13 protein-coding genes and 1 rRNA gene are annotated in these 15,089 nt (G+C 68.6%); 9 read left to right on the top strand and 5 right to left on the bottom strand.

What is annotated here, in order from left to right:
- Positions 1–31 precede the first annotated feature (31 nt).
- The 4 genes from ACFORO_RS35965 to ACFORO_RS35950 all read left to right on the top strand — a co-directional run bounded on the left by ACFORO_RS35965 (position 32) and on the right by ACFORO_RS35950 (position 4,077).
- Positions 32–1,078, top strand: a complete 1,047-nt coding sequence (locus ACFORO_RS35965; RefSeq protein WP_377871875.1) for an AAA family ATPase — start codon at positions 32–34, stop codon at positions 1,076–1,078.
- A gap of 79 nt (positions 1,079–1,157) precedes the next feature.
- The gene (locus tag ACFORO_RS35960) at positions 1,158–2,315 is read left to right on the top strand and encodes a sialidase family protein (RefSeq protein ID WP_377871876.1); all 1,158 of its coding nucleotides are present in this window, start codon (positions 1,158–1,160) and stop codon (positions 2,313–2,315) included.
- Positions 2,316–2,345: 30 nt separating this feature from the next.
- Positions 2,346–3,080 (top strand): thioesterase II family protein, encoded by a 735-nt coding sequence (locus tag ACFORO_RS35955; RefSeq protein WP_377871878.1) that lies wholly within the window; start codon positions 2,346–2,348, stop codon positions 3,078–3,080.
- A 517-nt stretch (positions 3,081–3,597) separates the two neighbouring features.
- Positions 3,598–4,077: a nitroreductase family deazaflavin-dependent oxidoreductase gene (locus tag ACFORO_RS35950; protein WP_354750858.1), complete on the top strand. Its 480-nt coding sequence runs from the start codon at positions 3,598–3,600 to the stop codon at positions 4,075–4,077.
- Positions 4,078–4,171: 94 nt separating this feature from the next.
- On the opposite strand, the gene ACFORO_RS35945 is transcribed toward ACFORO_RS35950, so the two are convergent.
- Entirely contained in the window at positions 4,172–5,332 is a 1,161-nt protein-coding gene (locus ACFORO_RS35945; RefSeq protein ID WP_377871880.1) for a TetR/AcrR family transcriptional regulator, read from the bottom strand.
- Positions 5,333–5,427: 95 nt separating this feature from the next.
- On the opposite strand from ACFORO_RS35945, the gene ACFORO_RS35940 reads away from it, so the two are divergent.
- Positions 5,428–6,975 carry an FAD-dependent monooxygenase gene (locus ACFORO_RS35940; protein ID WP_377871881.1) on the top strand — a complete coding sequence of 516 codons (1,548 nt, stop codon included), beginning with the start codon at positions 5,428–5,430 and terminating at the stop codon, positions 6,973–6,975.
- 868 nt (positions 6,976–7,843) lie between these two features.
- On the opposite strand, the gene ACFORO_RS35935 is transcribed toward ACFORO_RS35940, so the two are convergent.
- Complete coding sequence (locus ACFORO_RS35935) at positions 7,844–8,464, bottom strand: L-threonylcarbamoyladenylate synthase (protein ID WP_377871882.1); 621 nt, start codon at positions 8,462–8,464, stop codon at positions 7,844–7,846.
- An 83-nt stretch (positions 8,465–8,547) separates the two neighbouring features.
- Between ACFORO_RS35935 and ACFORO_RS35930 the strand changes: the two genes are divergently transcribed.
- The 3 genes from ACFORO_RS35930 to ACFORO_RS35920 all read left to right on the top strand — a co-directional run bounded on the left by ACFORO_RS35930 (position 8,548) and on the right by ACFORO_RS35920 (position 11,063).
- The gene (locus tag ACFORO_RS35930; protein WP_354750862.1) at positions 8,548–9,267 is read left to right on the top strand and encodes an MgtC/SapB family protein; all 720 of its coding nucleotides are present in this window, start codon (positions 8,548–8,550) and stop codon (positions 9,265–9,267) included.
- Positions 9,268–9,385: 118 nt separating this feature from the next.
- Positions 9,386–10,207, top strand: a complete 822-nt coding sequence (locus ACFORO_RS35925) for a DivIVA domain-containing protein (protein ID WP_377871884.1) — start codon at positions 9,386–9,388, stop codon at positions 10,205–10,207.
- A gap of 574 nt (positions 10,208–10,781) precedes the next feature.
- Positions 10,782–11,063, top strand: a complete 282-nt coding sequence (locus ACFORO_RS35920) for a metal-sensitive transcriptional regulator (protein ID WP_009081418.1) — start codon at positions 10,782–10,784, stop codon at positions 11,061–11,063.
- Positions 11,064–11,421: 358 nt separating this feature from the next.
- On the opposite strand, the gene ACFORO_RS35915 is transcribed toward ACFORO_RS35920, so the two are convergent.
- Both ACFORO_RS35915 and ACFORO_RS35910 read right to left on the bottom strand, forming a co-directional pair.
- Entirely contained in the window at positions 11,422–13,653 is a 2,232-nt protein-coding gene (locus ACFORO_RS35915; protein ID WP_377871885.1) for a heavy metal translocating P-type ATPase, read from the bottom strand.
- An 11-nt stretch (positions 13,654–13,664) separates the two neighbouring features.
- Positions 13,665–13,871: a heavy-metal-associated domain-containing protein gene (locus ACFORO_RS35910; protein ID WP_354750865.1), complete on the bottom strand. Its 207-nt coding sequence runs from the start codon at positions 13,869–13,871 to the stop codon at positions 13,665–13,667.
- A 114-nt stretch (positions 13,872–13,985) separates the two neighbouring features.
- Between ACFORO_RS35910 and cobF the strand changes: the two genes are divergently transcribed.
- Complete coding sequence (gene cobF, locus ACFORO_RS35905) at positions 13,986–14,747, top strand: precorrin-6A synthase (deacetylating) (protein WP_377871886.1); 762 nt, start codon at positions 13,986–13,988, stop codon at positions 14,745–14,747.
- Between the two features lie 114 nt (positions 14,748–14,861).
- Here cobF and rrf read toward each other — a convergent pair.
- A 5S ribosomal RNA gene (rrf, locus tag ACFORO_RS35900) occupies positions 14,862–14,978 on the bottom strand.
- Positions 14,979–15,089: the final 111 nt, after the last annotated feature.

Genomic DNA, 15,089 nt, shown 5'->3' with positions numbered 1-15,089 from the left:
TTTTCGGTTTTCGGTTCAGGGAAAGGACACCATGCCGTTCATCACCGACAGGTACCACGACCAGAACCGGAACCGGCAGCCAGCCGCTCCGGCCCCCGCCCCCGTTTCGCCGACCCCGGACACTCCCGACTCTTTGGCTCAACGCCTGCGCGGCCGCGTCCTCGGCCAAGACCCCGCCGTCGACGCCGTCGTCCGCGCCATCACCCTGGCCCGCGCCGGAGCCACCGAACCCGACCGTCCACCCGCGACAGTCCTGCTCCTGGGCCCCACCGGCGTGGGCAAAACCGAACTTGTCCGCCAAGTCGCCGCCGCGCTCCGGTCCGGCCCGGACGACCTGTGTCGAGTGGACATGAACTCCCTGGCCCAAGAACACTATGCCGCCTCGTTCAACGGTGCCCCGCCCGGATACGCCGGGAGCAAGGAAGCCTTCACCGTCTTCGATCGATCCACTGTGGAGGGTGACCCGTACACCCCCGGAATCGTCCTCTTCGACGAGGTCGAAAAGGCCCACCCCACCGTCCTGCGCGCCCTCCTAGGCGTACTGGACAACGGAATCCTGCGCCTCGCGAACGGCCAGGAGAAGATCTCCTTCCGCAACAGCTACGTCTTCCTCACCTCGAACCTGGGCTCCAAAGAACTGGCCCGCCGCCGAGGCTCCCGCTGGCGCTCGCTCCTGGACCGCGGCCACACCCGCCGAACCGTCGTCGACAAAGCCCTGCAGTCGTTCTTCGACCCGGAATTCCTGAACCGCATCGACGAAACGGTGATCTTCGACGAACTGGACCGCACCACCATCGAACAAGTCGCCCGCCTGGAAACCGACCTGCTGCGCTCAAGGCTGCGCCGCCGAGGCGTCGACCTCCAGGTTGACGACTCCGCCATCCACCTCCTCGCTGTCGAAGGCTTCGACCCGATCTACGGCGCCCGCGGCCTGCGCCGAACCCTCCGCACCCACCTGGCCGCCCCCGTAGCCGCGGAAATCATGCGCGTACGCCCCACCGGCACCTCCCCCCTAAAGATCGCCGCCACCGCCGCGACCGGAACCATCCGCGCGACCGCCACCGATCCGGAGTCTTGACGCGGCGCGACCGCCTCTCTAAGTTCTCCGGACATAGGACGTCGGACATCCCATGTCCGGAGCGAGAGGCGGTCCCCCGGTGCTCCCGAGAACAGTCACGCTTGCGCTCGCCGCAACCCTCTTGAGCCTCACCCCGGCCCCGCCCGCCAGCGCGAGTGGCACCTGCACGTCGTCAACCCCGTTCGTCTCAGGAACCGAGGGCTACCACACCTTCCGCATCCCAGCCGTAGTCCGCGCCGGGAACGGCACGCTGATCGCCTTCGCCGAAGGCCGCCGCGACTCCCCCGGCGACTCCGGTGCGATCCACACGGTCGCCAAAACCTCCCGAGACGGCGGCTGCACCTGGGGCGAGCTGCGCGTAGTAGACAGCAACGGCGAAGCCACCGCCGGAAACCCAACCCCAGTACTGGCCCGCAACGGCGACTTGGTGCTGCTGACTGTCCACAACGGACCCGTCAGCGAAAAAGCCATCATGTCCGGCACGGTGTCCCCGCAAGACACCCGCCGGGTCTTCGTCCAGCGCAGCCCCGACAACGGCCGCACCTGGACCCCGGCCCGCGACATCACCGCCACGACGAAACTGCCGACCTGGCGCTGGTACGCCGCCGCCCCCGGCCACGCGACCCTCCTCAACCACGGCCGCTACGCAGGCCGAATCATCGTCCCCGCCAACCACTCCAGCGCACCCCCCGCGGGTTCCGCCGACGTGGGAACCGAAGCCAAGTACTACGGCGGCCACGACCTCTACAGCGATGACAACGGCCGCACCTGGCACATCGGCTTCACCGACGACCCCGCCGACGGCGTCCTCGCCCCCAACGAAACCACCGCCACTGAGCTTCCGGACGGCACGGTGTATTTCTCCAGCCGCAACCAAGGCTCCGCCCCAGAACACCGCCTAGACGCGTACAGCACCGACGGCGGCCGCACTCTGACTCGTCCCTACCAAGTGCAACCAACCCTGTCCGGCCCGAAGGTAGAAGGCAGCGTCCTGCAAACCGTCAACCGCCGCGTACTCCTCTACTCAGGCCCGTCCGATGTTTCGGTCCGCCACACCATGCAACTCCGAACCAGCTCCGACGGCGGCAAAACCTGGCACCCGGCGGAGGTTCTCGCCGACGCCCCCGCCGGCTACTCCGACCTGGTACAACCAGACCGCAACACCGTCGGCGTCCTGTTCGAAACCGGCGACACCAGCGCCTACGAAAAGATCGAATTCCGCCGAGTTTCCCTTTGACGCCGCCCTCTCCCCGGTAAAATCGCCCGCATGACGGACCCGTGGCTACGCCGCTTCCACCCCGCCGACGACGCCCCCGCCCGTTTGGTGTGCCTGCCGCACGCAGGCGGCGCAGCCCCGTTCTTCCACCCGCTGTCGAAGGCGCTGTCCCCAGCCGTCGATGTCCTGGCGGTGCAATACCCCGGCCGACAGGACCGCATGGCCGAACCCGCCCTGCGCACCATCGAGGCCCTGGCCGACGGCATCACGCAAGCTCTCCTGGCGTGGCTGGACCTCCCGACAGTCCTGTTCGGCCACAGCATGGGCGCGACGCTCGCGTACGAGGTGGGCCTCCGTTTGGAGGAACGAGGCACACCCCCAGAAGCAGTAGTGATCTCCGGCCGCCGAGCCCCGTCCCGCCTGGTGAACGACCAAGTCCACCTCCAAGACGACGACGGTTTGCTGTCCGAAATCGAAGGCCTGGCAGGCACCGACCCGAAGGTGCTGCGAGACCCGGAACTGCGAGAACTGTTCCTGCCAGCCCTGCGCGCGGACTACACGGCCATCGAGACGTACCGCCCGAGCCCAGGCCCGCTCGCCGCCCCCATCCACGCCCACACCGGAGACACCGACCCCCACGCCCCAGTGCCGGACGTCCAAGCCTGGTCGGCACACACCCGAGGCGACTTCACCCTGACCACGTATCCGGGCGGCCATTTCTACCTGGTGGACCACGCTCCGGCGATCACGGACGCCCTCCTGAAGCTGACAACGAGCGGCTTCTAGCCCCTCTTCCGCCTGGCTCCTGTCTTAGGCCCACCACTGGCCCGAGCCGGTTCTCCGCACCCACTTCCGCCTGGCTCCTGCCTTGGCCCACCACAGACCCCGAGCCGGTTCTCCGCACCCTCTTCTGCCGGATGTTCATCGCCAGGCCCATCACCGGTGCCGAGCCGATTCTTCGCACCCACTCCTGTCGAGCACTCATCGCTTGGTGCCGAGCCGATTCTTCACACCCACTGCCGCCGAGCACTCATCGCTTAGCGCCGAGCCGACTCTTCACACCCACCCCCGCCGAGCACTCATCGCTTGGTGCATCACCGGCCCGAGCCGTTTCTTCGCGCCCGCCCCGCCGCGAACCGCCCTGCCGTCGGCGCAGTCCGCCAACGTCGGCCTCCGCACCCTGTCCCAGCGCCGCCTTTCCCCCGGCACCAACCAAGCCCTCGCCACGGCCCGCCCGGCCTCCCCCGCCGCCCGAGATGCCACCCCGCCAGAGGTTCCCGCGCCGCCCCGTAGGCTGCCGATCATGGAATTGCGCAGGATGTTCGCCGGTTTGGGCCGCAGCAAGGCATTCGCCGCGTTCGGCCAAGCGATGATGCCCGCCGACCGCCTGCTCCTCCGCATCAGCGGCGGCCGCCTGGGAGTCGGCGCGGCAGTCGGACTGCGCACCCTCCTGCTCACCACGATCGGCCGCACCAGCGGCGAACCGCGCCAGGTCCCGCTGCTGTACGTCGAGCGCTCCGGCGGGTACGTCGTGATCGGCTCCAACTGGGGCGGAGAACACCATCCCGCCTGGACGGCAAACCTCCTGTCCCACCCCGACGCGACAGTCTCCGTCCACGGCCGCACCCTCCCCGTCCGAGGCCGCCTCCTGAAAGACGCCGAACGCCAGGAAATGTGGGACGCCGTCGCCTCCTACTGGCCCGCCTACGACCGCTACGCCGAACGCGCCGCCCACCGCGAAATCCGGGTATTCCTCCTGGAACGCACAAACCCGGCCGCCTGACCGGACCTATTTCGTTCCGAGTCCCCCGGTTTCTCCGGTCGCCCGGTCGATCCGCCCTCCGCCGAGCCCATCGCCCCGGTCCAGGCACGCCAACCTAGCGGAGCCGCGCGGCGATGCCGTCCAGCAGACATTCGAGGCCCAGCTCGAACTGTGCGTCCTCAGCCGCTGCCGCGGCCACCTTCCGCGCGTCAGCAGCAGCATCCGCACCCGCCGGCTGCCCCGTTCCAGCAGCACCTTCCGCCTGACCAGCAGCAGCCCCAGCCCGACCAGTCGCGGCACTCCCGGCTCTGCCCGCCCCGGCAGCTCCAGTCCCGCCTGCCTCGGCGACCGCCTGACCAAGCCCAGCCGATTCGGGACGACTCCCGCCCCCTCGACCAGCTCCGGCCCCGCCCCGGCGAGCCTCTGTCGCCCGCGCAGAGCCAGCCACGTCGCGGCCCGCCTCAGCCGCCCGCTCAGCCTCTCCGGCCTCCGCGGCCGACGCAACGGCCGGTCCACCGCCACCAGCCACCCGGCCGGACGCGTCCGGCTCCGCGCCTGATCCGGCACCACCAGCACCACCAGCACCACCGTCGCCGACCTCGGCCGTCTCGTCAGCCGCGTCGTGCCGCTCGGCCAGAAAGCTCTCCAGCACCCGCACGAGCAACGGATACGGCGCGTCCTCCGACACGACGTCGCCGAACCAGGCCCGCGCCTGCCGCTGCACGTCCACCACGTCGACGAACGCGTTGCGCTGCCACATCGCCCGCTCTTCCGCCCACTGCAGCGCCTGGCCGGTGACGTATCCGTCGAGCAGCCGGGCGTACCCGAGCGCTGACGAGAGGTCCTGACCCAGCCGGTCGAACGTCGCCAGCACGAACTCGGTCCGCCGGCTCGCGTTCGGCCCTGCCGGAGGTCGCTGATGCACGAGCCGCGCGTACCACGGATGCCGCTTCGTCATCGTCCACGTGCCGACCGCGACAGCCGTCAGCTCGCCCCGCCAGTCCTCGCCCGGGACTTCCGGGGTGTGCACCTCGCTGTTCGCCAAGTCGAGCATCAGGTCCACCAGACCGTCTTTGCTGTGCACGTAGCGGTACAGCGACATCGGCGTGGACGCGCCCAGCTCCTTCGCCACTGCCCGCATCGTGAGCGCCTCCGCACCGCCGTGGTCGGCCAGGCGCACGGCCGCGTGGACGATGTCGACTCGCCCGAGGCCCCATCCGCGTTCCGGCGGTTCAGGCAACAGCCAAATCGGCGGCGTCGGCCCTTGATCTCCCATTCATCTCCCTGTCTCCAGCCCGCTTGCGTACATAGTACATCGTCATGTACAACGTACACAAGATGTACAACGTACACGACCCTGGGGGTTGGGAAATGACTGCACGAATTCCTGTTCTGATCTGCGGCGGAGGGATCGCCGGGCTCACCGCGGCGCTGCTGCTTCACCGCGAGGGAGCGGCGCCGGTACTGGTGGAAAAACACGCCGGCACGTCCCCGCAGCCGAAAGCACGGCGGTTCAATCCGCGCAGTACCGAGGTGTTCCGCCTGCTCGGCCTCATGGACGAGGTCGAGCGGGCCAGCGCACCGCTCGCGTCGTTCACCGGGATGCTCTCCGGCACGACGCTGGCCGACGCGACCTGGCCAAAGGTCACCGACACCTTGCGCGAACGGCTGAGCCAGCACGCGAAAATGCCCGACCTCAGTCCCGCACCGAGCGTGCTGTGCCCGCAAGACGTGCTGGAACCGGTGCTGCGGCAGGCCGCTGTCGAGCGCGGCGTGTCAATCCGGTTCGGCACCGAACTGGTGTCGTTCGAGCAGGACGACGCCGGGATCACCGCCGAACTGCGCCCGGCCGACGGCGAGCCGTACCAGGTCCGCGCCGAATACCTGATCGCGGCGGACGGCGCGCGCAGTCCGATCCGCACCACGCTCGGCATTACGCGCAGCGGGCTCGGGCACCTGGCCGACAATCTCGACGTCTGTTTCCGCGCCGATCTCGCCGAGCTCGTCCGGGACAAACCGTTCAACCTGTGCCAGATCGAAAACCCCGCCGCTTCCGGCGCTTTCGTGTCGGTCAACGGCACCGACCGGTGGCTCTTCTCCACCTCCGACTTCCCCGGCTCGGAATCGCTGGACGAGGACGGCTGGCGCGAGTTGCTGCGCACCGTCGTCGGCGTGCCGGACCTCGAGGTCGAGGTACTGAGCCGGATGCACTGGGAGTCCGGGATGTACGTGGCCGACCAGTTCTCCTCCGGCCGGGTCTTCCTGGCAGGCGACGCCGCGCACGCGATGCCGCCGATGGCCGCCGCGGGTGCGAATACCGCGATCGCGGACGTAGCCAACCTCGCCTGGAAGCTCGCCGCGGTGCTGGCCGGCACAGCGAAGCCCGCCCTGCTCGACACCTACCACGCCGAGCGATACCCGATCGGGTACGCGACGGCGGAGTTCTCCAGCATGGCGAGCGGACATCTCGGCACCATGATCGCCACGATCACCAGCGACGACGCACCGCGCATCGACCCGCTCGCCGCGCTGTTCGGCGTGCAGTACGAACACGGTGCGTTCGTCCCGGACGGACGCGGTCCCGCACCGGAAGACCGGTACGGTCCGGCCGGTCGTCCAGGCACCCGAGTGCCCCACGCCTGGCTCGACGCCACGACGTCCACAGTGGACTTGGCGGGCCCCGGCCTCGCCTTGCTCACCGGACCGGACAACGTCCGCTGGGCAGCCGAAGCCGACCGGCTGGGCCTCCCTCTCGTTCCGATATCGGACGAGGCGTGGCTGGCCGAGGCGGAGCTGCCTGCCGACGGTGCGCTGCTGCTCCGGCCAGACGCTGTCGTCGGCTGGCATTCCACGTCGGAGGTCCCGCTTGCCGATGCCTTGTCCCGCCTGCTCAAGACCACCGTGGAGGCAACCGTGTGATCACTTCGGCGGTGCCCGGGTTCGCCCGCCCCGCGCGCCAGACCTGCCACACATTCGGCGCGAGAGAGGAGCATTGATCGGACACATCTGGAAGCGCGGACCCTCGATGCCGGTATCTGCCAGCCCGCTTCGGCATCGACCGGTTGCGATCCGCCGCTGTCCCTCCAGGTTGAGCCGCGCGACCGTGCCAGCCCGCACCCACCCGCGGCCCGCGCCTGACGGAGATTGCATCCGCTGATGACAGCGACAGCGAGGATTGCTTCTTGCACGCGGAGCGAGCGTTGCTGCGGCCCGCGCCAACCGGAAGCCAGAGAGGCATGGCCGGGCCGAGGAAGAGCGCCGGAGCGGCGACCAGCTGCGCTTCGCACCGGGCGCCTCAGCGGATCGCGCTGCTCGCCACGGAGGCGATCACCGCCGAGGTTCTCGCGTCTGCGGCGCTTGCCGTCTCGGACCGCGCACAACCATCCACAGCCTGCGTTAGGAGGACGCTCGCCAGCAATCCGCGCTACCGTCCGCTGCCGCTCTGCGATCGGCACTTCGGGAGGGCATGCACCAGCGTGCGCCTGCATCTGCGGCGGCCGCAACTGATGGCCGTCGGATCAAGCGACCTGCGCTTGCAACGTCACCGCAGGCGTTCCGAGCCGAGAGCAGACGATTCGAGCCGCCGTCGTCAGCAGCCCTCACCTCACGCAGTCCAGCTGCGCCGCCGCGGTCGCAAGCACCGTCACGTCAAGAAGCTGTCCTGGGGAGCCGTCGAGCCGAGAAATCCGCGTCAAAAGCCCCCGCGCCGGGGCGGCCCGTAAGCACCACCCGAATCAGGATCCGAACAAGAACTCATCAGGAGGCAAGAAACCGATGACGACCCTGCTCACTCGAACCGGGACGGGTCTCCCGCCCCATGCCGCACGACCTCCGCCTCGCCGGAGGAGAAGTCGATCACCGTGGTGGGTTCCACGCCGCAGTCGCCGGAGTCGATCACGGCGTCCAGGACGTGGTCGAGTTCTTCTTTGATCTCCCAGCCCTGGGTGAGGGGCTCGCCGGAGTCGGGCAGCAGCAGTGTGCTCGACAGGATCGGCTCGCCCAGTTCGCCGAGCAGTTCCTGGGTCACCACGTGGTCGGGGATCCGCACGCCGACGGTCTTCTTCTTGGCGTGCAGCAGCCGCCGCGGGACTTCCTTCGTCGCCGGGAGGATGAACGTGTACGCGCCGGGCGTGCTGGCCTTGATCGCGCGGAACACCGCGTTGTCGATGTGCACGAACTGGCCGAGCTGGGCGAAGTCCTGGCAGACGAGCGTGAAGTGGTGCCGGTGGTCGAGCTTGCGGATGGTGCGGATCCGCTCCATCCCCTGCTGGTTGCCGATGCGGCAGCCGAGCGCGAAGCACGAGTCGGTCGGGTAGGCGATGAGCCCGTCGTCGCGCAGCAGGTCGACTACCTGGGCGATGGCGCGGCGCTGCGGGTTCTGCGGGTGCACGTCGAAGTAACGGGCCATTGCCCGAGCTTAGGCGTGCCCGCCGGGCCGGGCGCGCGGGCTCTCCGCGGGCCGGGCACAGTGACGGACGAGGAGGTACGTCCGTGCATGCTCTCTGGTCCACCGGCGAACAGTGGGAACTGCTGCCGCCGGTGCTGCTCGCCCTGCTGCTGAGCACTGTGATCGGCATCGAGCGCGAGGTCGGCAACAAGCAAGCCGGCCTGCGCACGCACACGCTGGTCGGCGTCGGGTCGGCAGTGTTCATGCTGGTGTCGAAATACGGCTTCGCCGATTTGCTCGGCATCGAGCACGTCGCGCTCGATCCGTCGCGGATCGCCGCGCAGATCGTGTCCGGCATCGGATTCGTCGGCGGCGGGCTGATCTTCGTGCGCCGCGACGCGGTGCGCGGTCTCACCACTGCGGCGACGGTCTGGCTCGCCGCGGCCGTCGGCGTCGCGTGCGGTGCCGGGCTGCCGGTGCTGGCCGTCGCGACGACTGCCGGACTCGTGGTGATCACTCGCGGATTCCCGCCGCTTTCCCGGTTCGTCGCGCGCCATCGGCGGCAGCCGCCGATCCTCCGGTTGAGTTATGCCGACGGGCACGGCGTGCTGCGGGCCGTGCTCGCCACTTGCACCGATCGGGGCTGGGCCGTCCACCGGGTGGCGGTCGACCGCGAAACAGTTTCCGAAGAGGGGCAACGGATCGCGGTCGTCACGTTGCAGTTGCAGGGGCGCGGCGATCTTCCCGAACTCACCGCGGAACTGGCCGAATTGCCCGGCGTGCGAAGCACCGCGACGGGCACCGAAGACCCGCTCGAAGATTGACCCGCCCCGGGCTCACACGGATCGCCGGACTTCAGGCACACTGGAGGCAGTGCGGAAACCCCGGTGCGGCAAGAAAAACGAGCGCCGAGGAGAAACCATCCAAATGGGAGGTGAGAGCATGGCCCCCGGCGGTGGCGAGGACCTGATGTCCGTCCGGCCGTCCTTCGACTCGGCGTGGCGCGGCTATCAGCGCGGCCAGGTCGAAGAATTCGTCACGTGGGTCGAGGCGGAATTCCGGCGCCTGGCCGCGGAACGCGACGCAGCGGCACAACAGGCGGCCGAACTCGCCGAGCGCAATCGCGAACTGCGCGCGACGGTCGACCGGATCAGCCGCACCCCCATCGAGCCGGACGCATTGCAGGAACGCTCCCGCCGGATGGTCGAGCTGACGCGCGAGGAAGCCGCGGAGATCACCGCCCGCGCGGAGGACACCGCCGCGCGGATCATCGCCGACGCCAAGGCGGAAGCCGTTCGCCTCACCGAAAAAGAACGCGCGCTCGTCGAAGCCGTCTCCGCGGACCGCGTACAGCAACGGGAAGAACACGAAGATCTGCTGCGCAGCGCAGTCGAAGAACGCAAGGCCGCGGACGAGGCTGCGGCGAAAGAACGCCGACGGCTCGAAGAACACCTCACGCGCACGCTGGCTGACCGCCGCACCGACGCGCTCCGCGAAATCGCCGACCGCACCGCCACCGCCCGCGCCGAAGCCGACGCGCACGTCCGCCAAGCCACCGACCACGCCACCCGAATCGTCGCCGACGCCGAACAGCGGGTCGCCGAACTCGTCGCTGTCCAGCATCGAGTCAAGGCCGCACTGCGCGGCGCGCGCGAACTGCTGGCCACCGCGAACGCCGACCTCGCCCCGGACGGCACACCCGTACCGAACCAACGACGGACCTCCGCGCTCACCGAAGTCACCGAGGCCGCCCCGACCGGCTGACCACCAGTCCTCACCAGTCACTGAGGCCGCCCCGACCGACTGGCCGACGTCGGCCCCCGCCAGTCACCGAGGCCGCCCCGACCGACTGGCTGACGTCGGCCATCACCAGCCGCCGAGGCCGCCCCTACCCGCTGGCCACCAGCCCTCGTCAGCGCCGGGGCTACTCGGCGGGCAGTCATCGCTGAAGCCACTTCGTGCCGAACCAGCGCCCCCGCACGTGCGCGCTTATCGAAGGCATCGAGGGCACCTGCTTAAGACCAGCCTTGGACACGCTGCGGGTTGCGAAAGGCTGGTGCCACCGCGAATGCCACCTCGCTGAACCAGTGCCTCCACGTGTCCGCGCTTATAGAAGTCACCGGGATGATCCGCACCTGGTGAACCCGGCCGTGGACCCGCCGCTGGGCCTGAGTGCCGCCCGGGGCCGGACAGCGCCCGGTGACTAACCAAGGCCGCGGCTCCGCGCGTCGGAGTCACTGAGGTCACCACCACCGGCTGAACACCGGACTCGGATACGCCGGGTGGGTATACTCGGTAGTGAACCAACGGGGATGTCGAGAAAAAGGGACGATGTGCGATGACCGGCTACGGCAGTGAACGAGAGGCCTACCTCAAGCGCCTTCGCCGGATCGAGGGGCAGATCCGCGGCCTGCAGCGCATGGTCGAGGAGGACAAGTACTGCATCGACATCCTGACCCAGGTGTCCGCGGCGACAAAGGCGTTGCAGTCCTTCTCGCTGGAACTGCTCGACGAGCATTTGGCGACCTGCGTCGTCCAGGCGGCGGCCGCGGGTGGGGAGGAAGCGGACCTCAAGGTGCGCGAAGCTTCCGACGCGATCGCTCGGCTGGTGCGTTCCTGACGTAACTCCCATCTGGTTCCGCAAAGCGCGGGGTGGCAGTAATCGGACGTTGTTTCGGGACCGTGCGTCGACGTGTCCAATGCCGGAGGGAAGCAAGTCCGGAGTCCGTTACGCGGACAGTGCTGACCGACGCCCGCTTGATGCGCTATTGAGGCAAGCCCCAGCTGGTTCCATGGTGCGCGGCTGTCGGTAAGCCTGGCGTACTCAGCGCCCGAGCAGTCCGGTGTTCTCAGCGCACGGAGCAACGCTCCCCAGTGACCAAGCAGATCAGCGCGCGGCGACCCGTAGCTGCCAAAGGCAGCGAACGCGAAACGGGCCAGCAGCGGAAATCCCGCCACTGGCCCGTTCCCAGGGAAAATCACGCAGCCCGGAACCGCCGCAACCGGAGGCTGTTCGAGACCACGAACACTGACGAGAACGCCATCGCGGCACCCGCGATCATGGGGTTGAGCAGGCCGAACGCCGCCAGCGGCAGAGCCGCGACGTTGTAGGCGAAAGCCCAGAACAGATTTCCCTTGATCGTGCCGAGCGTGCGCCGGGCCAGGCGGATCGCGTCGACTGCTGCGCGCAGGTCGCCTCGGACCAGGGTCAGGTCGCCTGCCTCGATGGCCGCGTCCGTTCCGGTGCCCATGGCCAGGCCCAGGTCGGCTTGGGCGAGGGCGGCTGCGTCGTTGACGCCGTCACCGACCATGGCCACGACTCGCCCTTCGTCCTGCAGTCGCTTCACCACGGCCACCTTCTCCGCGGGCAGCACTTCGGCCACTACCTCGGTGATGCCTGCGGCGTCGGCGATGGCACGCGCTGCGCCTGCGTTGTCGCCGGTCAGCAGCACGGGACGCAGCCCCAGCGCCTGAAGTTCGGCGACAGCTTGCGCAGAGGTCGGCTTGATCGTGTCCGCGACCACCAGCACGCCTCGTGCCACGCCGTCCCAGGCGACGAATACTGCCGTCGCGCCTTGGTCTTCCGCTGCGGTCTTGGCCTTGGTGAGATCGTCGTCGACCTTCACACTCCAGTCGGCCAGGAAGGCGGCGCGGCCAGCTAGGACAGCTGCACCTTCCACAAGGCCCGAGACGCCTAGGCCCTCGGTGTTCCGGAACTCTGTCGCCGTCGGGAGGTCACCGACTCGTTCGCGGGCACCGTCTGCGACCGCTTTCGCGATCGGGTGCTCCGAAGCGTGCTCGACTGCCCCGGCATAGCGCAGCAGTTCGCGCTCCGTGATGCCTTCCCCGACGTGGACGTCCACCAGGCTCATTCGCCCGGTCGTGACGGTCCCGGTCTTGTCGAGCACCACGGTGTCGACGCGGCGAGTGGATTCGAGCACCTCCGGGCCCTTGATGAGAATCCCCAGCTGCGCGCCGCGGCCGGTGCCGACCAGCAGGGCGGTCGGGGTCGCGAGGCCAAGGGCGCATGGGCAGGCGATGATCAGCACGGCGACTGCGGCGGTGAACGCTTCGGTGACGTTTCCGCTGGTCAGAAGCCAGGTGATCAGCGTGCCCAGGGCCAGGACCAAGACGATTGGCACGAATACCGCCGAGACGCGGTCGGCCAGTCGCTGCACTGCGGCCTTGCCGTTCTGTGCTTCTTCGACGAGCCGGGCCATCTGTGCGAGCTGCGTGTCCGCGCCGACGCGGGTTGCGCGTACTGCGATCCGGCCGCCGACGTTCACCGTCGCGCCGGTCACGCCGTCACCCACTGCGACCTCGACCGGGACGGATTCCCCGGTGATCATGCTGACGTCGACTGCTGAGCCACCGTCAGTGACCACGCCGTCGGTGGCGATCTTCTCGCCGGGCCGCACCACGAACGTGTCGCCGACCCGCAGCTGTTCGACCGGGATTCGCTGCTCGCGACCATCGCGAAGGACCGCCACGTCCTTGGCGCCAAGTTCGAGCAGGGCTCGGAGCGCGGCACCGGAGCGGCGCTTGGACCTCGCCTCGAAATAGCGGCCGGCGAGGATGAACGTGGTGACGCCCGCCGCGACCTCGAGGTAGATGTTGTCGGTCCCGGATCCCCCGGACACGCTGAACTCGAAGCCGTGCCGCAGGCCGGGCATTCCCGCCATGCCGAAGAACAGCGCGTACAGCGACCACAGCGTGGCGGCCGAGACGCCGAGCGAGATCAGCGTGTCCATCGTCGCCGCGCCGTGCCGGAGGTTCGTCCACGCGGCGCGGTGGAACGGCCACGCTCCCCAGACCACGACCGGCGCGGCGAGCGTGAGCGACAGCCACTGCCAGTTCGTGAACTGCAGCGCGGGGACCATCGCCAGCACGATCACCGGCACCGTGAGGATCGCCGAGTAGAGCAGCCGGTCGCGCAGCGGCCGCGTCTCGTCCTGCTCGGGCTCTTCCGGCTTCTCCGGTCGCGGCGTTTGCGCGGTGTAGCCGGTCGCTTCGACGACGCCCACCAGGTCGTCGACCGAAACGGTGGAGGGGTATTCGACGTGCGCCTTCTCAGTCGCGTAGTTGACGCTCGCGCTGACGCCCTCGACCTTGTTGAGCTTCCGCTCGACCCGAGCAGCGCACGACGCGCAGGTCATCCCGCCGATGGCGAGTTCGACTGACTGCACGGGGGCTGGTGTCGTGGTGCTCATGTCACTCCTTTTTACGCGACGACCTGGTAGCCGGCCTCAGCGACGGCGGCCTCGACGGCCTCGCGCGAGATCGGCTCCGCACTGGTGACCTTCACGGCGCCGGTGGCGAGATCGACGTCGACCGTCTGCACCCCGGTCAGGCCGCCTACCTCCTCTTTCACCGATCCGACGCAGTGTCCGCACGTCATGCCCTCGACGGTGTAGGTCGCTTCAGTCATCGCCACACTCCCTATCGTGCTCCTTGCTGATAGCTCCTTTATACCCCTAGGGGGTAGCAGTACGCCAGGAGACCCTGTGGTGAACCGGGTTACCCGCCGGGAGAGACTGCAAGGATGCGGAAGATCTACGCGATCGGGATCGGCGCCGGCGACCCGGAACACCTCACGGTGCAGGCAGTCGACCGGCTCAACCGCGTCGACGTGTTCTTCGTGCTCGACAAGGGCAGCGCGAAAGCCGACCTGGTGCAGCTGCGCCAGGAGATACTGGAGCGGTTCGTGAGCCGGCCGGGGTATCGCGTGGTGAGCGCGAAGGACCCGGACCGCGACCGGAAGCCTGCCGACTACCGCACCGCGGTCGCCGACTGGCACCAGCTCCGCACCGACGTCTACGAGCAGCTCATCCGCGACGAACTGGCCGACGGCGAGACCGGCGCGTTTCTCGTCTGGGGCGATCCGGCGCTGTACGACAGCACTATCGCGTTGATCGAGGCCGTGCTGGCGCGCGGGAATGTGGCGTTCGACTACGAGGTCGTGCCGGGGATCAGCAGCATCTCCGCACTGGTCGCACGCCATCGGACGACGATGAATCAGATCGGCCGTGCTGTGCAGCTGACGACTGGTCGCCGGCTGGCTGACGGCTGGCCGAGTGACGCTGATGACGTCTTCGTCCTGCTCGACGCGCACACCACGTTCGATCAGTACGCGGGCCAGGGGTTGTGGATCTATTGGGGCGCGTACGTCGGGACTCCGAACGAGATTCTGCTGTCCGGTCCATTGGACGACGAACTGGCGACGAAGATCCGGGAGACGCGGGCCGCGGCTCGGGAGCGGCACGGGTGGATCATGGACACGTATTTGCTTCGTCGACCAGAGTGAGGATGGCGGGCCGTTTTCCCGGCCCGCTTGTTTTGGGCATGAAAAAAAGGGGCGGGGCTCCGGGAAAACCTTTTCAGGTTCTCGACCGGGGCCCCGCCCCTTTTTCTATGTTAAGTTCGGCGGTGTCCTACTCTCCCACAACCCTTCGGTTGCAGTACCATCGGCGCAGTCAGGCTTAGCTTCCGGGTTCGGAATGGGACCGGGCGTTTCCCTGACGCTAAAACCACCGAAACACTCCGAAACAACACACACCCACCAGCCCCACCCCGTGGGGTGAGCGGTGTCCGGTGTGGTGTTTCAGAACCGTAGAGTGGATGCGAGCGATCTTTGTGGGCAAGTCCT

This window comes from Amycolatopsis halotolerans (assembly GCF_042647905.1).
GTDB classification, from domain to species: Bacteria; Actinomycetota; Actinomycetes; order Mycobacteriales; family Pseudonocardiaceae; genus Amycolatopsis; species Amycolatopsis halotolerans.
This window is presented reverse-complemented; position numbering and strand designations above follow the sequence as displayed.